The sequence below is a fragment of the Saccharomonospora marina XMU15 genome, from assembly GCF_000244955.1.
GTDB classification, from domain to species: Bacteria; Actinomycetota; Actinomycetes; order Mycobacteriales; family Pseudonocardiaceae; genus Saccharomonospora_A; species Saccharomonospora_A marina.
This window is the reverse complement of sequence record NZ_CM001439.1, coordinates 1,598,927-1,620,503: the sequence shown is the minus strand read 5'-3', so window position 1 is coordinate 1,620,503 and position 21,577 is coordinate 1,598,927. Positions and strand designations below refer to the sequence as shown.

At 70.2% G+C, this 21,577-nt stretch carries 25 protein-coding genes; 13 read left to right on the top strand and 12 right to left on the bottom strand.

Annotation, left to right across the window (positions count from 1 at the left end; genetic code table 11):
- Positions 1-20 precede the first annotated feature (20 nt).
- The 5 genes from SACMADRAFT_RS07660 (at position 21) to SACMADRAFT_RS07640 (ending at position 4,855) form a co-directional block, all read left to right on the top strand.
- Positions 21-986, top strand: coding sequence for an ABC transporter substrate-binding protein (locus SACMADRAFT_RS07660; RefSeq protein ID WP_009153228.1), 966 nt, complete (start codon positions 21-23; stop codon positions 984-986).
- A 122-nt stretch (positions 987-1,108) separates the two neighbouring features.
- Complete coding sequence (locus SACMADRAFT_RS07655) at positions 1,109-2,269, top strand: acyl-CoA dehydrogenase family protein (protein ID WP_040926183.1); 1,161 nt, start codon at positions 1,109-1,111, stop codon at positions 2,267-2,269.
- Between the two features lie 182 nt (positions 2,270-2,451).
- Positions 2,452-3,264, top strand: coding sequence for a dihydropteroate synthase (gene folP / locus SACMADRAFT_RS07650; protein WP_408640352.1), 813 nt, complete (start codon positions 2,452-2,454; stop codon positions 3,262-3,264).
- 80 nt (positions 3,265-3,344) lie between these two features.
- Positions 3,345-3,779, top strand: a complete 435-nt coding sequence (locus SACMADRAFT_RS07645) for an SRPBCC family protein (protein WP_009153225.1) — start codon at positions 3,345-3,347, stop codon at positions 3,777-3,779.
- Positions 3,776-4,855, top strand: coding sequence for an NAD-dependent epimerase/dehydratase family protein (locus SACMADRAFT_RS07640; RefSeq protein WP_009153224.1), 1,080 nt, complete (start codon positions 3,776-3,778; stop codon positions 4,853-4,855). The genes SACMADRAFT_RS07645 and SACMADRAFT_RS07640 overlap by 4 nt, the downstream gene beginning before the upstream one ends.
- An 85-nt stretch (positions 4,856-4,940) precedes the next feature.
- Here SACMADRAFT_RS07640 and SACMADRAFT_RS07635 read toward each other — a convergent pair whose 3' ends face one another.
- Complete coding sequence (locus SACMADRAFT_RS07635; RefSeq protein ID WP_009153223.1) at positions 4,941-6,122, bottom strand: site-2 protease family protein; 1,182 nt, start codon at positions 6,120-6,122, stop codon at positions 4,941-4,943.
- Positions 6,123-6,209: 87 nt separating this feature from the next.
- Here SACMADRAFT_RS07635 and SACMADRAFT_RS28440 point away from each other — a divergent pair, with 87 nt between their 5' ends.
- Positions 6,210-6,437, top strand: coding sequence for a Rho termination factor N-terminal domain-containing protein (locus SACMADRAFT_RS28440; RefSeq protein WP_009153222.1), 228 nt, complete (start codon positions 6,210-6,212; stop codon positions 6,435-6,437).
- A 79-nt stretch (positions 6,438-6,516) separates the two neighbouring features.
- Here SACMADRAFT_RS28440 and SACMADRAFT_RS07625 read toward each other — a convergent pair whose 3' ends face one another.
- From SACMADRAFT_RS07625 to SACMADRAFT_RS07615, 3 genes are all read right to left on the bottom strand, one after another.
- On the bottom strand, positions 6,517-6,912 hold the full coding sequence (locus tag SACMADRAFT_RS07625) for a hypothetical protein (RefSeq protein ID WP_009153221.1): 396 nt from the start codon (positions 6,910-6,912) through the stop codon (positions 6,517-6,519).
- Between the two features lie 71 nt (positions 6,913-6,983).
- Positions 6,984-7,298 carry a DUF2795 domain-containing protein gene (locus tag SACMADRAFT_RS07620; protein ID WP_009153220.1) on the bottom strand — a complete coding sequence of 105 codons (315 nt, stop codon included), beginning with the start codon at positions 7,296-7,298 and terminating at the stop codon, positions 6,984-6,986.
- Positions 7,299-7,505: 207 nt separating this feature from the next.
- Positions 7,506-8,834 (bottom strand): aminotransferase-like domain-containing protein, encoded by a 1,329-nt coding sequence (locus SACMADRAFT_RS07615; RefSeq protein WP_009153219.1) that lies wholly within the window; start codon positions 8,832-8,834, stop codon positions 7,506-7,508.
- Between the two features lie 69 nt (positions 8,835-8,903).
- On the opposite strand from SACMADRAFT_RS07615, the gene SACMADRAFT_RS07610 reads away from it, so the two are divergent.
- The gene (locus tag SACMADRAFT_RS07610) at positions 8,904-9,701 is read left to right on the top strand and encodes an alpha/beta fold hydrolase (protein WP_408640346.1); all 798 of its coding nucleotides are present in this window, start codon (positions 8,904-8,906) and stop codon (positions 9,699-9,701) included.
- 336 nt (positions 9,702-10,037) lie between these two features.
- A complete protein-coding gene (locus SACMADRAFT_RS07605) occupies positions 10,038-10,550 on the top strand; it encodes a hypothetical protein (RefSeq protein WP_009153217.1) in 513 nt (170 codons plus the stop codon).
- 19 nt (positions 10,551-10,569) lie between these two features.
- On the opposite strand, the gene SACMADRAFT_RS07600 is transcribed toward SACMADRAFT_RS07605, so the two are convergent.
- Complete coding sequence (locus SACMADRAFT_RS07600) at positions 10,570-11,676, bottom strand: NAD(P)/FAD-dependent oxidoreductase (protein ID WP_009153216.1); 1,107 nt, start codon at positions 11,674-11,676, stop codon at positions 10,570-10,572.
- An 84-nt stretch (positions 11,677-11,760) separates the two neighbouring features.
- Entirely contained in the window at positions 11,761-12,645 is an 885-nt protein-coding gene (locus SACMADRAFT_RS07595) for an RNA polymerase sigma-70 factor (RefSeq protein WP_009153215.1), read from the bottom strand.
- 118 nt (positions 12,646-12,763) lie between these two features.
- Here SACMADRAFT_RS07595 and SACMADRAFT_RS07590 point away from each other — a divergent pair, with 118 nt between their 5' ends.
- Positions 12,764-13,795: an iron-containing redox enzyme family protein gene (locus SACMADRAFT_RS07590; protein WP_050998339.1), complete on the top strand. Its 1,032-nt coding sequence runs from the start codon at positions 12,764-12,766 to the stop codon at positions 13,793-13,795.
- Positions 13,796-13,814: 19 nt separating this feature from the next.
- Here SACMADRAFT_RS07590 and SACMADRAFT_RS07585 read toward each other — a convergent pair whose 3' ends face one another.
- From SACMADRAFT_RS07585 to SACMADRAFT_RS07565, 5 genes are read right to left on the bottom strand one after another with little or no spacing between them, the layout of a single operon-like run.
- Positions 13,815-14,066, bottom strand: a complete 252-nt coding sequence (locus tag SACMADRAFT_RS07585; RefSeq protein ID WP_040925590.1) for a CDGSH iron-sulfur domain-containing protein — start codon at positions 14,064-14,066, stop codon at positions 13,815-13,817.
- Positions 14,038-14,700, bottom strand: a complete 663-nt coding sequence (locus SACMADRAFT_RS07580; RefSeq protein WP_009153212.1) for a HemK2/MTQ2 family protein methyltransferase — start codon at positions 14,698-14,700, stop codon at positions 14,038-14,040. The genes SACMADRAFT_RS07585 and SACMADRAFT_RS07580 overlap by 29 nt, the downstream gene beginning before the upstream one ends.
- Before the next feature lie 4 nt (positions 14,701-14,704).
- The gene (locus SACMADRAFT_RS07575; protein ID WP_009153211.1) at positions 14,705-14,977 is read right to left on the bottom strand and encodes a DUF4235 domain-containing protein; all 273 of its coding nucleotides are present in this window, start codon (positions 14,975-14,977) and stop codon (positions 14,705-14,707) included.
- The gene (locus tag SACMADRAFT_RS07570; protein ID WP_009153210.1) at positions 14,974-15,231 is read right to left on the bottom strand and encodes a DUF3618 domain-containing protein; all 258 of its coding nucleotides are present in this window, start codon (positions 15,229-15,231) and stop codon (positions 14,974-14,976) included. The genes SACMADRAFT_RS07575 and SACMADRAFT_RS07570 overlap by 4 nt, the downstream gene beginning before the upstream one ends.
- Entirely contained in the window at positions 15,228-15,641 is a 414-nt protein-coding gene (locus tag SACMADRAFT_RS07565; protein WP_009153209.1) for a phage holin family protein, read from the bottom strand. The genes SACMADRAFT_RS07570 and SACMADRAFT_RS07565 overlap by 4 nt, the downstream gene beginning before the upstream one ends.
- Positions 15,642-15,781: 140 nt before the next feature.
- On the opposite strand from SACMADRAFT_RS07565, the gene SACMADRAFT_RS07560 reads away from it, so the two are divergent.
- The 4 genes from SACMADRAFT_RS07560 (at position 15,782) to SACMADRAFT_RS07545 (ending at position 18,987) form a co-directional block, all read left to right on the top strand.
- Entirely contained in the window at positions 15,782-16,225 is a 444-nt protein-coding gene (locus SACMADRAFT_RS07560; RefSeq protein ID WP_009153208.1) for an ATP-binding protein, read from the top strand.
- Between the two features lie 104 nt (positions 16,226-16,329).
- A complete protein-coding gene (locus tag SACMADRAFT_RS07555) occupies positions 16,330-16,776 on the top strand; it encodes a DUF4383 domain-containing protein (protein ID WP_050998076.1) in 447 nt (148 codons plus the stop codon).
- A gap of 38 nt (positions 16,777-16,814) precedes the next feature.
- Positions 16,815-17,759 carry a glycosyltransferase gene (locus SACMADRAFT_RS07550; RefSeq protein ID WP_040925589.1) on the top strand — a complete coding sequence of 315 codons (945 nt, stop codon included), beginning with the start codon at positions 16,815-16,817 and terminating at the stop codon, positions 17,757-17,759.
- Positions 17,760-17,775: 16 nt separating this feature from the next.
- The gene (locus tag SACMADRAFT_RS07545) at positions 17,776-18,987 is read left to right on the top strand and encodes a glycosyltransferase (protein WP_009153205.1); all 1,212 of its coding nucleotides are present in this window, start codon (positions 17,776-17,778) and stop codon (positions 18,985-18,987) included.
- Between the two features lie 58 nt (positions 18,988-19,045).
- Here the strand turns inward: SACMADRAFT_RS07545 and SACMADRAFT_RS07540 are convergent, their stop codons facing one another.
- The gene (locus SACMADRAFT_RS07540) at positions 19,046-21,577 is read right to left on the bottom strand and encodes an ATP-dependent Clp protease ATP-binding subunit (protein WP_009153204.1); all 2,532 of its coding nucleotides are present in this window, start codon (positions 21,575-21,577) and stop codon (positions 19,046-19,048) included.

Here is a 21,577-nt window from a genome sequence, read left to right as displayed (position 1 = left end):
AGAACAAAGGAGATCTGGTCATGAGGATGAAACGGTTCGTCGCGGCGATCGCGCTCGCCACTCTGACACTCACGTCGGCGGCATGTGGTTCCGGCGGTGACTCGGCAGGTGGTGGAGAGCAGCCCTTCGTCGCCATCGTCTCCAAGGGGTTCCAGCACCAGTTCTGGCAGGCGGTGAAGAAGGGCGCGGAAGAGGAGGCCGCCAAGCAGGGCGCCAGGGTCACCTTCGTCGGCCCCGCCACCGAACAGGAGGTGGAGGAGCAGATGAACATGCTCACCAACGAGCTGGCCAAGAGTCCCGACGCGATCGGATTCGCGGCACTCGACAGCCGCGCCGCCGCACCGCTGCTGCAACAGGCCAAGTCGCAAGACATCCCCGTGATCGCGTTCGACTCCGGAGTGGACAGTGACGTTCCGGTGACCACCGTCGCCACCGACAACAAGGCGGCAGCCGCGGAGGCCGCCAAGCACATGGCGCAGCGACTCGGCGGCAAGGGCAAGGTCGCCATGGTGGTGCACGACCAGACAAGCAAGTCCGGCACCGACCGGCGCGACGGGTTCAGGGAATGGATGCGGCAGAACGCGCCGGGCATCACCGTGCTCGACGCCCAGTACGGCGGTGGTGACCAGCTGGAGTCCGCGAACATCACCAAGTCGATCATCTCGGCGAACCCGGACCTGGCAGGCATCTACGCCTCCAACGAGGGCTCCGCCATCGGCGTGATCAAGGGCGTGCAGGAAAGCGGCAGGAAGAACATCACCGTGGTCGGCTTCGACTCCGGCAAGGTGCAGATCGACGCGATCAAGAACGGTGTGATGGCGGGCGCGGTGACACAGGACCCGATCGACATGGGTCGCAGGCTGGTCAGCTCGGCGATCAAGGCGATCAACGGCGAGCAGCTGCCCAAGAGCATCGACACCAACTACTACTGGTACGACAAGACCAACATCGACGACCCGAAGATCCAGGCGGTGCTGTACCGGTGATTCGCCAGGCGCCGCTCGGCACCGCGCCGCGGGGATCCCGGCCCGTGCCGAGCGGCCGCAAGGCTTCCACTGAACGAAAACGGCCTGGACCTCGGCTACCCGGATGTCCAACCGTGGGGCCGGTGAGAACCGAGTTGTTCACCGAGGAACACGAACTGTTCCGCGGCAGCGTGCGAACGTTCGTCGAGCAGCGGATAGCGCCGCACCTGGAGGAGTGGGAGTGGGCGGGCCGGATCGATCCCGATCTGTGGCGGTCCGCCGGTGAGCTGGGCCTGCTCGGCCCGGCGGTGCCCGAGAGCTACGGCGGTGGCGGGTCGACCGACTACCGCTTTCGCTGCGTGCTGATGGAGGAACTGGCACGGGTGGGCGCGGCGGCGGTCAACGTGGCACTCGGCGGCTTCGACGACCTCGTCGGACCGTACCTGGTGGATCTCGGCACCGAGGAACAGAAGCTGCGCTGGTTGCCCGACCTGTGCGCGGGCCGCAAGCGGGCCGCGATCGCGATGACCGAGCCGGGTGCGGGCAGCGACCTGCGCGGTATCCGCACCACGGCCACCCGCGACGGCGAGCACTGGGTACTCAACGGCAGCAAGACCTTCATCACCAGCGGCGCGGGCGCCGACCTGGTGATCGTGGTCGCGCGCACCGACCCGCAAGCGGGTGCGCGCGGGTTCAGCCTGCTGGTGGTCGAAGCGGGCATGCCGGGCTTCACCAGGGGCAAAGCGCTGGACAAGCTCGGTCAGCGGGCGGAGGACGTCTCCGAACTGTTCTTCGACGACGTGCGAGTGCCCGCGACGAACCTGCTCGGCACCGAGGGCGGTGGCTTCGGCCATCTCATGGAGCGGCTGCCGAAGGAACGGCTTTCCATCGCCTACTACGGGCTCGCCGCCGCGGAGTCCGCGCTGGAATGGACACTGCGGCATGTCGGCCAGCGCACCGCGTTCGGGCAGCCCGTCGCGCAGTTCCAGGCCACGAAGTTCAGCCTCGCCGAGATCGCAACCGAACTCGAGGTGACCCGCGCCTACGTGGACCGCGCCGTGCTCGCCCTCAACGCGGGCACCCTCTCCGCGGTGGACGCGGCCAAGGTCAAGTGGTGGGCGACCGAACTGCAGCAGCGGGTGCTCACCCGTTGCCTACAGTTGCACGGCGGCTACGGCTACATGCGCGAGTATCCCATCGCGCGCGCGTTCGTGGATGCCCGCGTGCAGACCATCTACGGCGGCACCACCGAGATCATGAAGGAGATCATCGGCAGGGACCTGATCCGTCCCGCCCGTAGCTGACCGGTTGCCGCAACAGCTCGACCGGGCACTGCGGCGGGCTGGAGCGCAGGACTCGCGGGCAGGAGCGGGGGACTCGCGGGCAGGAGCGGGGGACTCGCGGCGGGTGGGGGCGATTAGAGTCGCTGGTCGTGGTGGCTCTGCAATTCCGAGGTCGCGCGGTGAACCGCGACCGTCCGCTCGTCATGGCGATCGTCAACCGGACCCCGGACTCCTTCTACGACCGTGGCGCCACCTACGAACTCGACCAGGCGCTGCGCGCGGTGGACGCCGTCGTGGCCGAAGGGGCGGACATCGTCGACATCGGTGGTGTCAAGGCCGGGCCCGGCACCGAGGTGGACGTCGACGAGGAGATCCGGCGTGTGGTGCCGGTGGTGGCGGCCGTCCGATCCCGGCATCCCGACCTCGTGATCAGCGTGGACACCTGGCGCGCGGAGGTGGGCAGGCAGGCGTGCGAGGAGGGCGCCGACCTGATCAACGACACCTGGCAGGCGGCCGATCCAGGGCTCGCCGAGGTCGCCGCCGAGTACGGCGCGGGGTACGTCTGCTCCCACACCGGCGGCGCGGCGCCGCGCACCCTGCCACATCGCGTGCACTACGCCGACGTGGTCGCGGCCGTCGCGCAGGAGGTCACCGGCAAGGCCGAGCGACTCGTACGGCTCGGCGTGCCGCGTGGGGGAATTCTCGTGGACCCGACACACGACTTCGGCAAGAACACCTGGCACGGCCTGGAACTGCTGCGCAGGCTCGACGAGCTGACGGCAACCGGGTGGCCGGTGCTGCTCGCGCTGTCGAACAAGGACTTCGTCGGCGAGACACTCGGTGCTCAGCTCACCGACCGCGTGGACGGCACACTCGCGGCCACCGCCGTGGCCGCATGGCAGGGCGCCGCGGTTTTCCGCGCCCACGAGGTCCGGCGCACCAGGCAGGTGGTGGACATGGTCGCAAGCATCGCGGGCACCCGCCCGCCCGCGCTGTGCCTGCGCGGCCTCACCTGAGCCTGCAGGCACTCTGCCTGCTCGGTCGCGCCGCACCTGCGTACTCGCATATCTTTTCCCGGCCTGGGTACCTCAACGGCATGACCGAGTTCGAGCACCGCAGGACCATACCCGCGCGAGCGCGGACCGTGTTCGACGTCGCGGCGGCAGGCCCGACGTTGAACGCCTGGACCCCGGACGGCGTCGAAGTGGAACCGGAAGGGCCCGGCACGCTGCACGCGTGGGTGTCCAGCGGCAGCGAGGTGTACGACGCCACGGGTTATGTCGAGGCCGACCCTGACGCGTTGCGGCTGGAGTGGGGCGGCACCGAACACGACTACGAGGGTTGGCTGCAGGTCGAGCCCGACGTAAGCACCCCGGACCGCAGCGTCGCGACACTGCACCTCACCTTCGGCGGCGAGCAGCCCGAGACGCTCGGCGGTGAGGCGAGCGAGCAGGCCGACCGCAGGGTCGCCGAGGCACTGGACCGGCTCGCGGCACTGGCCGTCGAGCGCGCGGGAGGCGGATCGCGATGAACCAGGCGAGGACCGACGGCTTGCGCGTCGTCGTCACCGGAGCTACGGGCAACATCGGGACGAGCGTGGTCGACGCGCTCAGCGAGGACTCGCGTGTCGGATCGATCGTCGGTATAGCACGCAGGCAGCCGGAATGGACGCGGCCGAAGCTGCTCGTCGAGCCGCTGGATCTCTCGACAGCGCCACGGGACCGGCTCGACGCCGTCCTCGACGGGGCCGACGTGGTGATCCACCTCGCCTGGCTGTTCCAGCCCACACACGACCCGGCCGCCACCTGGCGCGCGAACGTGATCGGCGCTATGAGGGTGTTCGAAGCCGTCGCACGCTGCGAGGTGCCCGCGCTCGTGTACTCCTCGTCGGTCGGCGCCTACTCCCCCGGTCCCAAGGATCGGCCGGTGGACGAGCGCTGGCCGACCCACGGTTGGCCCGGCGCCGCCTACACCAGGGAGAAGGCATACCTGGAGCGGGCGCTGGACGCCTTCGCCGCGTCCCACCGCGACACCAGGGTGGCTCGACTCCGACCGGCGTTCGTGTTCAAGCGAGAGTCGGCGCAGCAGCAGCGCAGGTTGTTCGCAGGCCCGTTCGTGCCGGGTTTCGTCGCCCGGCCGGAGCTGATCCCGTTCGTGCCGAACGTGCCAGGACTTCGGATGCAGGCGGTGCATTCCGCCGACATCGGTGAGGCGTTTCGCCTCGCGGCACTGAATCCGGTGCGGGGGGCGTTCAACATCGCGGCGGAACCGGTCGTCGACGCGGCTTTGCTGGCACAGTTGCTGCACGCGCGCACCGTCACGGTTCCCGCGGGCGTCGTGCGGGCCGCGGTGGCCGCCGCGTGGCGGATGCACGCCGTCCCCGCCTCGCCCGACCTGTTCGACGCCGTAATGCGGATCCCGATCATGGACACCACGCGCGCCCGCACCGACCTCGGCTGGCACCCTCGATACTCGGCGCAGGACGCGCTCGGCGACTTCCTCGCGGGGCTACGCGAACGTGGCGGGCTGGACACCCCACCACTGGCACCGTCGGTGCGGGGTGGGCGACTCGGTGAGGTCGCCACCGGTGTCGGCAGCAGGCACTGAGACTCCGCTGAGACGGACTACGCTGAGACGACCGAAACCGGTGCTCCGACGGACAGGCAGCGGTTCGGCGCGCGCCCGCACTCTGTCAGATCCGTCGCCCCGGTGGCCGCGGTGCGGTGAGGTCCGAACCACCCTGCCTCCAGCCCGCGTCCATCCCTCGTAGGGTCACCACCCGGCTGATGTCGGTTGGACTGACGATGCCGACGAGCCTGCCGTCCTCGAAGACCAACGCCCTGCCGTCGGTGCACCCTTCCATGCGGCGCAGCAGGTCGGTCAACGGTTCCTGAGGTGTCGCAGTGGGGATCTGCTCAGGCGGGCAGGCCGCCTGCCGCAACGGTGTCGTGTCCCGCTGCTGGGAAGGTACGGAGCGCAGCCGGTTCAGGGTGACCAGCCCTTCCACCCCACCGCGAGCATCCAGCAGCGGAAACGCGGAGTGCTTGCGCGACAACGCCACCTCGTCCAGGAAGCGCCGCACCGACATGTCGCCGTCAGTGGTGTCCGGGTCACGGGTCATCACGTCGCCGACGGCCACATCCGCGAGCATCGCGCCCACTTGCGCCTGCCGCTCCTCAGCACTGGCCATGCTGGTGATGAACAGCCCGATCAGAATCCACCACAGCCCGTCGCCGACACCCGCGAACAGCAGCCGCCATGCGCCGAGCAGGATCAGCGCGAAGCCGAAGATGCGGCCTGCCCTCGCGCTCCACACAGCGGCGCGCGTGCGATCGCCGCGCCACGCCCACAACGCGGCTCGCAGCACGCGTCCGCCGTCCAGCGGCGCGGCGGGCACGAGATTGAACGCGGCCAGCACCACGTTGATGAGTGCGAGGTAGCCTGCCGTCGCCACGAGCAGGGTGGTGGCGTCGGCGGCCACCAGCAGCCAGGTGATCAGGCCGAACAGCGCGGCGGTGAGCAGGCTCGCCAGCGGGCCCGCCCCCGCGATGCGCAACTCCGCGCCGGGGGTGCGGGCCTCGCTGCGCAGTTTCGCGACGCCCCCGAGCAACCACAGCGTGATGTCCTCCACCGCGATCCCGTTGCGCCGCGCGACGACGGCGTGCGACAGCTCGTGTGCCAGCAGTGAGGCGAGGAAGAGCAACGCCGCCACAACGGCGGCCAGCAGGTACACCCATGTCGAGTAGCCGGGCACGAGTAGCGGCCACCGTGCGAAACCCAGCGCGAACACGAGCACCAGGAGGATGCCGAGCACGCTCCAGTGCAGTCCGACCCGGACGCCCGCGACCGTGCCCAGCTTGATCGTCGGGTTCATACGTTGCGCTCCTCTGCTTCCGCGCGGTTAGCCCCTCGCACGGCGGGTTACCCGAAAGCAGGACATGCCAGACGTGTGGAGGCAGCCATGGTGACCGAAAGTGGTGACCTGCAACGCATGACGATGGCGGAGTTGGCACGGGAAGCACACCGGGTAGGCATCGCGAACGTGGAGCACATGAGCACCCAGGAGTTGATCGAGGCGATCGAGCAGCAGCGCGAAACCAACGAGCTGCAGCCGTTGGAGCCGCCCCCGCGGGACAGCTGGTCCGAGGACACCAGCATGCCGCGGGGCTGGGAGAACTTCCCCGGCTGAGTTGTCGGCTGAGTTGTCGGCTGAGTTGTCGTCGCCTCGCCGGCCGCGCTGGTCGGCCGCGCCGCTGCCGCCGCTGCCGCTACTGCTTGGCCAGATCCACACTCGCCGCCTGCGCGACCTGCAGTTCGCGGCCGAGTGCGGAGCTCATCCGGTGTGCCCGCGACAGCGCCGAGGTCACCTCGAAGATCGATTCGGTCAGTTCGTCGTACCCGGCCGCTGCCGGGGTGCTCCCGCCGAGCGTGCCCGTCCACAGCCGTTCCTCGAGCCAGATCCCCAACTCCGGCAGACACCTGGTGATGCTCTCGACAACGAGCTTCAGCGAACCGAGCACCTCGTGCATCTCGCCTGCGCTTGCCAGGCTGTCGGCGTCCACAGTGCTCGATGTGCGCAGGTAGAGGGCCCGGGCGGCCTCCTCGGCTCGGGCGGCCAGTTCGGCGGGTGTGTCATCGACACCGCTGTTACCGGTTAGGTCCATCGTCGGCATGTCCCTTACATCAAGCGGACTCGCGCCGGGTGACTACCCGGTACCCACCGTGGCCAAACCGCTCAACTCCCCCGATTCTCGCCGAGTTCGTCAGCAATCGGATGCCCAGGCACGTCCTTCTCCTGTTGAGCGAGGCCGGGCTTGTCGTGCATGCGCCGCCGCGCGGCCTCCTCGCTCGCGTCCGGACCAGGATCGAACGACACCGACTGCTCCACTTCGGTGAGGTTGGAGTACACCACGGGTGGGATCGCCCGCAAAGCCTTCAGTGTCGCCCCGTCGGCCTCGGCGCGCTCGGCCTGACGCAGCAGTTGCGACTTGTCGGCCGGGAAGTCCGCCTCGGACAGCGCCGTGCGCAGCCGCTCGACGGTGGTTGCCATCGTGCTCACCTCCGGTGATCGCCTACCCCGCACCCGCTGGGGCGAAACGCCGCCACCGAGGGTCCATGCGGGACTGTGTCGGGCTGATCCGACCCAGCCGCAGCCGGACGCGGGAACGCAGCAATCGCGGGCAGGAACGCAGGACTCGCGGACAGGAACGCAGGACTCGCGGGCAGGAACGCAGGACTCGCGGGCAGGCGGGTGGTGCTAGTCGACGGCGTGCTCGTCCGGGTCGGAGTCGGCGAGCGCCGCGAGCGCGTCCAGTGCCGCCGCCAGTGTCGGCAGCGGCGGCGAGGCCAGGGCGAGCCGCACCGCGCTTGGCGCGTGCGCGGATCCGACGGCGAACGCACCTGCCGGGCTGACGGCGATGCCCCTGCGCGCGGCCGCGGCGACGAACGTCTCGGCGCGCCACTGCCCCGGCAGTTCCCACCAGCAGTGGTAGGCGGCGGGATCGGCGCGCACGCCGAACCTCCCGAGTCGCTGGTGGACGATCGACTGCCTGCGTTCGGCGTCGGCCCGCTTGTCCTGCTGCACGCGAGCCGAGGTCCCGTCCTCGATCCAGCGCGTGGCTGCGGCCAGCGCGAATCCTGGCGCCGCCCACGCGCCCGAACGCAGCGCCGAGACGAGCGACTCCTTCAGGCCCGCGGGCGGCGCGAGGAAGCCGACCGTCAACCCGGGCGCGAGCCGCTTGGTCAGACTGTCGACGACAACCGTGCGCTCCGGCGCGTAAGCGGCGAGTGGGCGCTCCTCACGCAGGAACGCGTACACGGTGTCCTCGATCGCCGGTATGTCCAGCTCCCGAAGCGTTCGCGCCAACTCGGCACGCCGCCGAGGCGGCATGGTGACGCCGAGCGGGTTGTGCAGCGTGGGCTGCACGTACACCGTGTGGGGCGCGGCCTGCCGCAGCGAGCCCGGAACCAGGCCGTGCTCGTCCACCGCCAGCGGAACGAGCGTGACACCGAGCCTGGCCGCGATGCCCTTGACCACGGGATAGGTCAGCGCCTCCACTCCGAGCCTGCCACCTGCCGGGACCAGCGCGGCGATCGCGGCCGCGATCGCCTGCTTTCCGTTGCCCGCGAACAGCAGGTTGTCGACGTCTGCGACCCAGCCCGCACGTGAGAGCAGCGCCGAGGCGGCGGCGCGGGCGGCGGCGGTCCCCACTGCCCCGACCGGTCGCAGCGCGGCGGACAGTGTGTCGTCGCGGGTCAGTTCGCCCAGTCCCCGCGTGAGTTCGTCCGCACGCCCCGGTGGCATCGGGATGTTCAGCTCCAGATCCACGCGCCCTGCCGGATACTCCGCCGGTTCGGCCAGGGCCGGTTCGGCCGGCGGCTCACCCGCCCGCACGTAGGTTCCCCTGCCGACTTCGCCTACCACCAGTCCACGCCGCACCAGTTCCGCATAGACCCGCCCCGCGGTGGAAACCGCGATGCCGTGTGTGCGCGCGAAGCGGCGCTGCGTCGGCAGCCGCTGACCCGGCCTGAGCTTGCCCGTGGTGATATCCCTGGCGACGGTGTCAGCGAGTGCGCGAAAGTCCACGTCAACATTATTGCACCGACGTCAATGTTTTCATTGCACCGATCTGATGTGCTCGTTAGCGTCGTTGTCGTGACCACGATGACGGTGAACGGGCGCACGATCGGATACGACGACGAAGGCAGCGGTCCGCCACTCGTCCTGCTGCACGGACACCCCTTCGACCGCACCATGTGGCGGCCGCAGGTGGAACGGTTCAGCGCGGAAGGCTGGCGCGTGATCGCACCGGACCTGCGCGGCTACGGCGAAAGCGGTGGTGTCGAAGCCGTCACACCGTTCGAGGTCTTCGCAGGCGATGTCGCCGAGTTGCTGGACGCGCTCGGCATCGACCGGTTCGTCCTGGGTGGACTGTCGATGGGCGGGCAACTCGTCATGGAGTGCCAGCGGCTGTTCCCCGAACGCATCCGTGGCCTGCTGCTCGCGGCGACCTCGCCTCACGCGGAAACCGCACGCGGCAGGGCCGATCGAGAACAGCAGGCACGCAGGCTGCTGCGCGAGGGCATGGCGGGCTACGCCGAGGAGGTGCTGCCGAAGATGCTGGCACCGCACAACATCGCGGGACTACCAGCGACGGCGCGGCACGTGCTTGGCATGATGCGTGCGACCTCTCCGCAAGGGGCGGCAGCGGCACTGCGGGGACGGGCGTTGCGGCCCGACTACGTGGCCATGCTCGGCCGCATCGAGGTGCCCACGTTGATCGTGGTCGGCAGACTGGACGAGTTCACGCCCGTGGCGGTGGCGCGGGAACTGCACGAGCACATCCCCAACTCCACACTGGCGATCATCGAGAACGCCGCGCACCTACCCAATCTGGAGCACGAAGTGCGGTTCAACGACATCGTGGTGAAGTTCCTGCGCGAACTCCCGTGACCGGTAGCAGCCGACATCCCTACCGAGAACCATCGCCGGGAACCGAGTATCCACAGTAGACGCTGAGCCACATCGCGGCCGACGCCGCCGACGCCGCCGACGCGGGCGTCCGGCCGGACGAGCCGCATCGCGGTGGGGGCGCGGAACCGGGCGCCCCGCCGCGATGCAAGCGCTGCGTAACAGCGACTGTCGCACACCGTGACCGGACCGCAATGGGTGCTTCGCGGGCCGCGGCCGACGCCGTAGCGCCTGTGCGATCCCGGACAATTCCCCTATGTCGGTCATGATCTAGGGTATGACCGGTTCGGCTGCTTCCGGTGGCGAAAGGGCACCCCGGTGGACTACGACGTGTCGGTGACACGGCTCTCCGACGGCGAAGGCTGGGACGACCGGGTCCCGCCGGAGCCGAGTTCGCGCCTGCGCGTCCTCGCCGTCATGGGGGCGGTGGTGATCGGCTGCGGCGTCGCGGCGTTCTTCGTCAGTTCCATGCCGGACGACGAGGTGACCGCGCCCGATCCCGACGACGCGGCCATCATCGTTTTCCCCGACGACCCCACCTCCGAGGTCTCGTGGCCGAGTTCGACCCCGACCAGGCGCGCCACCTACGAATCCTCCTCGACGACCACCACCGCCGAGGTCTCCACCACCGAGGAGACCACCACCACGACGCAGTCCCAGGCGACCACCACGACCACCGAACCGGTATCCAGTTCGGTCGAACCCACCGGATCAGCAACTGACGATCCGCCGCCACCACCACAGTCGTCGCCACCGACCACGACGACTACCACCACCACGACCACGACCGAGCCCGAGGACGACTGCCCGTGGTGGTGGATCTTCTGCTGAGCGGCGGCACGGCGGCAGCTCAGCGCCCCGTGGCCGACCGCGCGGCGTAGCGGACAACGCGTTCCTTGATGGCGGCCGCGCCGCTGCCGGTAACGACCTTCTCATGTGGACTGTCGTCCCCGGCGACGAACTGGATCAACCCGTCGCGCCTGCCGAGGCTGACGCACTGGATCAGGTACCGAAACCGCAGCTCGCGCGGACTCCTGCCGTGAAGCCGCGCGGCGATCACGTCGGCCGCGTAACGCCCGAGCGGCAGCGCCGTCGCGCACGACAACCGCATCGGCCGCCCGCCAGGCCCGTGAGCGGCGGCACTGTCACCGACGGCGTAGACGTCGCTGTGCGAAAGCGACCGCAAGCTGGAGTCCACGGCGACCCGCCCGCCGTCGGCAACGGCGATTCCCGCCCGCTGCGCCAGGTCCGGCACGCCGAACCCGCTCGCCCACACGGTGAGCCCGGCCTCGACCCGCGCGCCGCCTGCCAACTCCACACCCTCGGGGTACACGGCGACCACCTTCGCCTCCGGACACACCTCCACGCCGAGTCGGTGCAGAGTGGCCAGCACGTGGCGGCGGCCCCGATCGGACAGTGTCGATCCCGGCTCGCCTGCCGACAGCAGGCGCACCCGCAACTCGGGGTGGCTCTCGGCCAGTTCGGCGGCGGTTTCGATCCCGGTGAGGCCACCGCCAACGACCGCGACCGTGCCTCGCTCGCGGGCGAGCGAGTCGACGCGGTCGCGCAGCAGCCGCGCCTGCCCCGGATCGGCTACGGTCACGGCGTGCTCGGCCGCACCGGCTGGACCGGCTTGGGCGACGCTGCCCAGCGCGTACACCAGCGTGTCGTAGGGCAACGGCTCGGCAAGGGTGTCGACCCCCAGCAGGCGGCCGCGCGGGTCCAGCGTCTGCGCCGTGCCGACGACGAACTCGGCGCCGTCGGCACGCAGCAGGTCCGGCAACGCGTACTCGCGCGGGCGGTAGCCCGCGGCCACCTGGTGCAGCCGGACCCGCTCGACGAATTGCGCGCGCGGGTTGACCACGGTCACCGACGCCTCGGGCAGCGACCGCGCGAGGCGGCGTGCCGCCCTGAGTCCGGAATAGCCTGCGCCGACGACCACGATGCGATGAGCCATGTTCGCTCTCCTTCTCAACTGGTACGGACACCGGTTGAACCGGATGAGGCGCGCGAAGCTGACAGCACCCGGCTGTGACCGTGCTCATAGCAGTTGCGTGGAAAGGAAAGCGAGCTTGTCGGGATTGGCGACGATCTTGATTCCGGTGATGCGGTCGGGCCCCGGCTCCAGCACCACCGCCAGCAACACGTGCTCTTCCACCACCGCGACCAGACCCGGCTGGCCGTTCAGTTCGGTGACGACAACTCGCAGCCCCGGTTGCTCGCGGCTCATCCAGCTCAGGTAGCGAGCCACCCGCTCGGCGCCCCGCACCGGGCGACGCGCCGCCGAGGCCATGCCGCCGCCGTCGGCCCACACCACCACGTCCGCGGCGAGCAACTCGCGCAGCGCGTCGATGTCGCCGCCCCTGGCAGCGGCCAGGAATCGCCTCGCCAGTTGCTGCCCGTGCTCGGCGGAGGCGGCGAACCTGGCGCGGCCCGCCGTAACGTGTCCGCGCGCACGGTGGTACAGCTGCTGGCAGTTGGTCTCGCTCAGCCGCAACAACTCGGCTATCTCGCGGTGGCTGTAACCGAAGGCCTCTCGCAGCACGAACACCGCACGCTCCGGCGGCGTCAACCGCTCCAGCAGTACGAGGACCGCCATCGAAACCGATTCCCGCTGCGCCGCGTTCTCCAGCGGGCCCAGATCCGCCCGCGTGGTGTCCACCGGTTCGGGCAACCACGGCCCCACATACCGCTCCCGCCGCGAACGCGCCGAGGTGAGCCGATTCAGACACACGTTCGTCAGCACCCTGGTCAGCCATGCCTGCGGTGTCCGCAGCGCCTCGCGATCAGCCGCGTGGAACCGCAAAGCCGTGTCCTGTACGGCATCCTCAGCGTCCGACGCCGAACCGAGCAGCCGGTACGCCAGCGCGAACAGCCGGGGACGCGCGTCCTCGAAAACCCGCCACTGCTCCGGCCCCGTGGCCACGCCCGCAGCATACTTGCCGAGCCTTCACAGCGGGCGGGCTCGCCTGCCGCCGTCGCGCGCTCACGTACCACGTAAAGGTGTACCGGCGCGCCGCCGCGGGTAGCCCAGCGACGTGCGGATTCCGACACCCACGGCGACACCCTCGGCGCAGGCCACCGAGAACGAGGCGATCCCGGCTCTGCCGCTACCGCGAGGGCCGCACTCCGCGGCGATCGTGACCGCCCTCGCGGGGAGTCCGCGTGCGCGGCACCGGCTGCCGACCGACGTCACCGGAAGCCACCCCTACGGCGATGACGTGCAGTTGGCCCTACAGATCTGCTACGAGCTGCACTACCGCGGTTTCGCGGGCGTCGACCCCGACTGGGAGTGGCACCCGGCGCTGCTACGCACCCGCGCCGCGCTGGAGGGGCGGCTGCTTGCCGCGCTGCGCGCCGATGTGGCAGGAGGCGACGACGTGGCGGGCGTGCTCGACGACCTGCTCGTCGAGCCGGTCAACGGCGGCGGCGTCACCCACTGGCTGCGCGACGAGGGCACCTGGTGGCAGCTTCGCGAGTACCTCGTGCACCGCTCGATCTACCACCTCAAGGAGGCCGACCCGCACGCGTGGGTCATCCCCCGGCTACGCGGGCAGGCCAAGGCCGCGCTGGTGGCGGTGGAGTTCGACGAGTTCGGCGGCGGCCGGTACGAGCGGATGCACTCGCGGCTGTACGCCGATCTGCTCGAATCGGCGGGACTGCGCACCGGCTATCTGCACTACCTGGAACACGTCCCGCCGCAAGCGTTCGCGCCGGTCAACCTGATGTCGCTGTTCGGCCTGCACCGTAGCCTGCGTGGCGCGCTCGTCGGGCACTTCGCCGCGGCCGAGATCACCACCGCGCCCAGCGCGACGCGCATCGTCGCGGCACTGCAGCGGCTCGGCGCGCCCGCTGGCTGCCTGCCGTTCTTCACCGAACACGTCGAGGCCGACGCCGTGCACGAGCAGGTGGTGCGCCGCGAGGTGATCGGCGACCTGCTGCGGCGCGAACCCTGGCTGGCCCCCGACGTCGTGTTCGGCATACAGGCGACCGACCTGCTGGAAGGCCACCTCGCCCAGCACCTGCTCTCCCGCTGGCGCTCGGGTGAGTCCTCGCTTCGGCTTCCGCTGCGGTAGCGGGCAGCGGCCGCGGCACTCAGCGCTTTCGACGGTGGCTGGTATCGCAGAACGGGTAGGTCTTGCTGCGACGGCACGCGCAGATGGCCACCTGGAAGCGTTCCGAGACGACGGTGGCGGCGCCGTTGCCGTCGTCTCGCCCTCCGGCTTCGCGGCCGTGCTCGCCGGTCGGCTGCACCCGGATCTCCACGGGTCCCTCCACCAGGATGGGCCCGCCCGGTACGACGGTGACTCGCCTCGGCTCACGCCGACGGCTTGGTTCGGTCGGCACGGATCACCACCAGCTCCTCTTCGCGCTGTCCGGGTTCGATGAGCCCGGCCCGTTCCAGATAGGCCCTCCTGCCGCGCAGCACGGACCCGAACGGCAGGTGGCGGCGCGCCACCACCGACGTCTTCAGTCCCGACCCGCGAAGCCGGTCCTCGGTTCGGTCCACACCGCACAGCGTCGACTGCACCAGCAGCAGGAAGCCGTGCGGTGCCAGCAGTTCGGGCATGCCGACGCACAGCGGGTCGAGTACCGCCCTGCCGTCGGGCCCGGCGTCCCAGCGCAGGCAGCGCCGCCCTTCGCCGGGCCACGGCACGTACGGCGGGTTGGCCAGCACCAGATCGAACCGGCCCAATGGCGGGCGATCGGCGACCTCACCGGCGTCGCCCCTACGGGTGCGCACCGGTAGCCGCCGAAGCCGCGCGTTGACCCATGCCGTCGCCAGCGCACGGCGTGACACGTCGAGGGCCACCACCTCGGCCGCCCCGGCGCGGGCCGCCCGCAACGCGAGCGCCCCCGTTCCGGTCCCGATGTCCAGTACCCGGCCACGCGCGGGCACGGGGGCGGCCAGCATCGCGTCGCAGAGCAGGTGGGTGTCCTCCTGGGGCCGGTAGACCCCAGGTGCCCTCAGCAAGACCACGCGACTACTCGTCCCCGTCGTCCCCAGGCCAGGAGCCGGTCGCCTTCTCGTAGCCCGCGGCTCCGGCGCGGTCCACGGCGGCGCGTACCGCCCCCGCGACAGCGCCCTGCATCGCGGCGGCGGCGACCACCTCCCAGATCGAGAACCGGCGATCCGTGGGCTGGGGCGCCTCGTCCTCGCCGCTGACCAGTCGCCAGACCTTACGGAACACGGCACCGGCGAGCAGTGCCCCGCCCGTGCTCACCAGCAGGCTCAGCGGCCGGTAGAGCACCTTCATCGCTTCATCCTCCAGGTCAGCACCCCGCCGACGACGAGTGCGGCGAGTGCGCCGACAACGGCCAGCGGTACGGCGTTCTCACGCAGCCTGCTCACCGCGACCGACGACCGCATCCGCACCTGTTCCTTGGTGCGCTGCGGCACGTTCAGCTTGTGCGCCAGCGCCTGCGCGGTGTCACCGAGTTCCTCGCGGGTCAGCTCGATATCTGTGCGGGCCTGCTCGACCGTTTGCGGGAAGTCTTCTGGCGTGCTCATTGCCGGAACCGCTCCCTGACGGTGTCGATGTCCTTGCGCACGCTGTCGACCGCCTCCCTCGGCACCGGCGGGCCGGCTCGCCGCACCTGGCCCTTGCCGATCAGTCCGATCAGCCCGGCGAGCAGCAACAGGCCACCACCGATGACGAGCGCGGCCGCCCATGCGGGCAGAACGAGGGCGAGCGCGAGGACGGCCGCGGCGAGCATCGTGCCCGCGCCGAAGAACGCGATCACTCCCGCAGCACCCGCCAGTCCGGCTCCCACTCCGAGGTGCTTGCCCTTGCTCTGCAACTCTGCCATGGCGAGCTTCATCTCGTCCCGGACGAGCCTGCTCGTCTGCTCGGACAGATCAGTGACAAGCTGCGCCACCGAACGCTCGTCGACCATGGCGTCGTGCCGTTGGTAGACCATGGTTGTTCCTCCCCTTCGTCCCGGGCTTCACGCGCGGGCGCTGGTGAACGGTTTGCCCCGCCGGGGAGGGGGACAAACATCCCGCCACAGGTCACTCGCAGTGGTGTTGTCGCGCTACCGCCGGGTATCCGAACAAGACCATGCACAAGCGTGAACTCGCCGACTGGCTCGGCCCCAGGACCAGCGGACACGTCGAACTCCGCGTCTCCGCGGAGCCTCGGCTGCTGCCGTTGCTGAGGTCGGTGGCGCGGATGGCCGCCTCGGGTGAAGGGCTCGACCCGGACGCGGTCACCGACGTCACCGTGGCCGTCGACGAGGCGTGCGCGAGCCTGATCCAGCACTCGGTGCCCGGAGCCGTGCTCACGTGTCGTTACGTCGTCGCAGGCGGTTGCCTGTGCGTGGCCGTCTCCGCCACGACGAGCCACGGCTCGGTGCCCGACAGCCACACCTTCGGCTGGCGGGTGCTGGACGGGGTCACCGACGCGGTGTCCGCATGGCGGCTGGAGCCGGACGCCCTGCGTGCGATCGATCGCGTCGTGCACATCGACTTCGCCAAGCAGTTTGCCCACGGCCGCCCGGGGTAGGCGCAGGATGTAGGACCCTGTAGGTCCCTGTAGGACCCAACCGCAACCATCGGGCAACGATCTGTGCGGCGGGCAACCTGCCGCACGAGGCGCTGGTGTCGACCATGAGCGATGTTCCGGTCAACGTCGGCCACGGGTGGCGTCCGCGAGTCCCGTGGCTACAGCTCACGGCCCTGCTCATCGGATTGTGGTACCTGGCGTTGGGCATAGCCGGATTCGTCACTCACGGCACCACCATCGGGCCGGACGATTCGCGGACGGTGTGGGGTTTCGCCAACAGCGCGTTGCTCAACTTCTGGCACACGCTCATCGGCCTGCTCGGGGTGTTCGGGGCGTACCGGGAAGGGACCACCCGGGTGTTCGGCGTGCTGACGTTCGTCGGGTTCGCCGGACTGACCGCCTACAGCATCCTCGCCACCGTCCTCACCGATCAGGCCGACCTCGCGAACGTGGCGGCGTCGAACACGTGGTTGTACGGGTTCACCGCGCTGGCCGGGCTGCTGCTCGCTTTCCTTCCGGTACGGCAGGAGGACCCACGACGACGTCGCTAGGCGTTTAGCCACGGCTACCCCCGGGCACCTTGCCAAGCATGAGGCTGCTCGTGTGGCACGTGCACGGCTCCTGGACTTCCGCATTCGTCCGGGGCGGGCACACCTATCTGCTGCCCACTGTGGACACAGGCGGGCCGTGGGGAAGGGGCCGCTGCGGCAGGGACTGGCCCGATTCCGCCGTGGAAGTGCCCTTCGAGCAGGTCGGTGACGCGGGTGTGGACGCGGTGGTGTTGCAGCGGCCCGAGGAGATCGAACTCGCGCAGCGCCTGCTCGGCAGGCGAATCGGCAGCGAAGTTCCCGCGGTCTACGTCGAGCACAACACCCCGCGCGACCATGCCGCCACGAGCAGGCATCCGCTCGCCGACCGCGGCGACATCCCGCTGGTGCACGTCACGCACTTCAACGAGTTGATGTGGGACAACGGCATCGCACCCACCGTTGTCATCGGGCACGGCATCGTGGACCCCGGCTACCGCTACACCGGCGAGCTACCGAGAGCGGCCGTGCTCATCAACGAGCCGGTGCGAAGGAACCGGATCGTCGGTACCGACCTGCTTGCCGCCTTCGCCGAGGTCGCCCCGGTGGACCTGTACGGCATGGGACTCGACGAGTTGTCCATCCGCGGCGTCACCCCGGTCGGCGATCTGCGCCAGGAGGAGCTGCACACGAGGATGGCGCGCGACCGTGTCTACGTGCACACGGCTCGCTGGACCTCGCTGGGCCTGTCCCTGCTCGAAGCCATGCATCTCGGCATGCCGGTGGTCTCGCTGGCGACCACCGAGGCCGCCACCTCGGTGCCGCCGGACGCCGGGTTCGTCTCCACCGACGTCACGGAACTGACCTCGGCGGTACGCACGCTGATCGAATCTCCTGACCTCGCAGCGCGGATGGGCAAGTCGGGGCGCGAGCACGCCCTCGCACAGTTCGGGCTCGGTTCCTTCCTGCGCGAATGGGACGCCCTGCTCGGCAGGCTCGTGCCGTGAACTCACAGGAGGAAGCATGAAGATCTCCATGGTTTCCGAGCACGCCAGCCCGCTGGCCGCACTCGGCGAGGCCGACGGCGGGGGCCAGAACGTACATGTCGCCGAGCTTTCGGCAGGTCTGACCAGGGCCGGACATGAGGTGACCGTCTACACGCGGCGTGAGGACGACGTCCAGCCCGACGAGGTGCACATGCCCGCCGGGTATCGCGTGGTGCACGTACCCGCCGGGCCACGCAGGCACGTGCCCAAGGACGAGTTGCTGCCGCACATGGGTCAGTTCGCCCGCTTCCTGGAGCGCGAATGGCGTGGCAGCCGGCCGGACCTGGTACACGCGCACTTCTGGATGTCGGGCGTGGCCTCGCTGCTCGCGGCCAAGGAAGTCAACGTCCCGGTCGTGCAGACCTACCACGCCCTCGGCGTGGTCAAGCGGCGCAACCAGGGCCCGGCCGACACCAGCCCGGCCGACCGCATCCACCTGGAACGCCTGGTGGGGCGCAACGCGGCCAGGGTGGCGGCCACCTGCTCGGACGAGGTGTTCGAGCTGGTGCGGATGGGGTTGCCTCGATCCCGCATCTCCGTGGTGCCGTGCGGGGTGGACCTGGAACGCTTCACCCCGCACGGCGAGCGTGCGCGAAGGGGCGGCGACCGCCACCGCATCGTGGCCGTCGGCAGGCTGGTGCCGCGCAAGGGGTTCGACATCGCCATCGCGGCGCTGCGCCACCTTCCCGACACCGAACTGATCATCGCGGGTGGGCCGCAGGAGGGCAGGCTCGCCGAGGACGAGGAGGCGCTGCGGCTGCGAAGGTTCGCCGAACAGCACGGTGTCGCCGACCGGGTTCGACTGGTCGGTCAGGTGGCGCGGCCCGACATGCCCGCACTGCTGCGTTCCGCCGACGTCGTCGTCACCACGCCGTGGTACGAGCCGTTCGGGATCGTGCCGCTGGAGGCGATGGCGTGCGGCGTGCCGGTGGTCGCTGCCGCCGTCGGCGGCCTCATCGACACCGTCGTGGACGGCGTCACGGGCATCCACGTCCCCCCGAGGCAGCCGGACGCGGTGGCGACGGCGGTGCGCAAGCTGCTGTCCGACGGCGCGCTGCGCGACGCCTACGGCATCGCGGGCGCCGACAGGGCCCGCTGCCGCTACTCGTGGGACCGCATCGCCACCGACACGCTGCGCGTCTACGAACGCGCCGTGCCCAGCGCCGCGCTGGGCGAGGAAACCGGCTGAAGCAGGCCGTGCGCCCGCGGGCCGGGGAGTGCGCGGCCCGCGGGCGCCGACCTCGCACTCAGGCCGGTGTCCTGCTGGAGACGTCGAACGTCAGGTGGCCGTCCCGGACGGCGATGCGCACCCGGTCGCCCTCCGCGACCTCTCCGTTGAGCAGCATCCGCGACAGTACGTTGTCCACCTCACGCTGGATGGTGCGGCGCAGCGGGCGGGCACCGTACTCCGGCTGGTAACCCGCCTCAGCCAGCCAGCGCACCGCCTGCTGGTCGAACTCGACCTCCACGGCCTGCGCGTGTGCCTTGCGTCGCGTCTCCTCCAGCAGCAGCGAGGTGACCTGCTCCAGCTGCACCGCCGACAGCTTGCGGAACACGATGATCTCGTCGATGCGGTTGAGGAACTCCGGGCGGAACGTCTCCCGCAGCCGTCGCATCAACCGCTCCCGCAGCGGCTCGTCGGTGTCCTCCTCGCGGGAAGGGGCGAACCCGAGCGCGCCCTGCGTGCCGCTGAGCACCAGCTCCGACCCGACGTTGCTCGTCATGATCAGCACGGTGTTGGTGAAGTTCACCGTGCGGCCCCGCCCGTCGGTGAGCCTGCCGTCGTCGAGCACCTGCAACAGCATGTTGAACACGTCGGGGTGCGCCTTCTCGATCTCGTCCAGCAGTATCACCGAGTAGGGCCTCCTGCGCACCGCCTCGGTGAGCTGACCGGCCTCCTCGTAGCCGACGTAACCGGGTGGCGCGCCGACGAGCCTGCTCACCGTGTGCCGCTCGCCGTACTCGGACATGTCGAGCCGGATCATCCTGTCCTCGCTGCCGAACAACGCCTCCGCGAGCGCGCGGGCGAGTTCGGTCTTGCCGACCCCGGTCGGGCCGAGGAACAGGAAGCTGCCGGACGGCCGGTTGGGCTCGGCCAACCCCGCCCTTGTCCTGCGCACCGCCTCCGAAACCGCTGCAACGGCGTCGTCCTGGCCGACGACCCTGCCGTGCAGGTGCTCCTCCAGGTGCAGCAGCCGCTCCCGTTCCTGCTGGGTCAGTTGCGCCACCGGAACGCCGGTGAGCCGCGAAACGACCTCGGCGATGTCGACGGCACCCACTTCCGGCGCGCCCGCCACCCCGTTGCCACGCTTGGCCTCGGCGAGGCGGCCACGCAGGTCGTTGATCTCGTCGCGCAACGAGGAGGCCCGTTCGTAGTGCTCCTCGCTGACCGCCTGGTCGCGGTCGCGGCACAGTTGCTCCAGCCGCGCCTCCAGCTCACGCACCTGCTCCGGCTCCCGGCCCGCGCGCATCCGTACCCTCGCGCCCGCCTGGTCGATCAGGTCGATCGCCTTGTCCGGCAGGTAACGGTCGGTGATGTAGCGGTCGGAAAGCGAAGCCGCAGCGCTCAGCGCCTCGTCGGTGAAGCTCACCTGGTGGTGCGCCTCGTACTGATCGCGCAGCCCGTGCAGGATCGCCAGAGTGTCCTCAACGTTCGGCTCCGGCACCAGGATCGGCTGGAACCGCCGCTCGAATGCCGGGTCGTTCTCGATGTTCTCGCGATACTCGTCGAGCGTGGTGGCGCCGACGATATGCAGCTCTCCCCTTGCCAGCGCGGGTTTGAGCATGTTGCCCGCCCCCATCGAGCCCTCCGACGCCCCCGCGCCGACCACGGTGTGCAGTTCGTCGATGAACACGATGAGCCGGTCCTTGTTCGACCGGATCTCGTCGAGCAGCTTGCTCATGCGTTCCTCGAAGTCGCCCCGGTAGCGGGTACCGGCCACCATGGCGGTGAGGTCGAGCTGGATCACCCGCCGCTCGCCGAGCGTCTCCGGCACCTGCCCGTCGGTGATGCGCTGCGCGAGGCCCTCCACGATCGCGGTCTTGCCGACACCGGCCTCGCCGATGAGCACCGGGTTGTTCTTGGTGCGCCTGGAAAGCACCTCGATGGTTTGCTCGATCTCGTCGTCGCGGCCGACGACGGGGTCGATCTCGCCGTCGCGGGCCATCGCGGTCAGGTCGCGGCCGTAGCTGTCGAGTGTCGGGGTGTCGCTGCTGGGCTGCTGCTGGCCCGCCCGGACGGCACCGGGCGTGGCGGTCGGGTCGGTGAAGGCGCGCTGCATCGCCTCCGGTGTCACGCCCGCCTCGCCGAGGAACCGGCCTGCCTGTGACTCGTGGTTGGCCACCAGCGCCAGCAGTACGTGCTCGGGACCGATGTAGGACGAGCGCAGCCCCCTCGACATCTGGTGGGCGTCCAGCAGCGTGCGCTTGGCGGCCGGGGTCAGCACCGGGTGGGCCGCGGTGCGCCCGTGGCCACGTCCCGCTTCGCGCTCGACCCTGTCGGCGAGTGCGTCCGGGTCGGCCCCGGCCCGCTGGATCAGCTCCCTGCTGCCCGGGACCCGGGTCGCCGCCCACAGCAGGTGCGTGGAGTCCAGTTCGTTGCCGCCCCACTCCTCCGCCTTGCGCACGGCCGCCGAGACCAGCGCCAGCGCCTGCTCGCTCATCAGGCGCGTGATACCGACCGCGGAGGGGCGCCTGCCCGGCACGGCGTTGCCGAAGAACTGGGCGAGCAGCTGGTCGAACGGGCTCGGACCTGGGTCGGCCCCGAAGAAGCCGGTCAT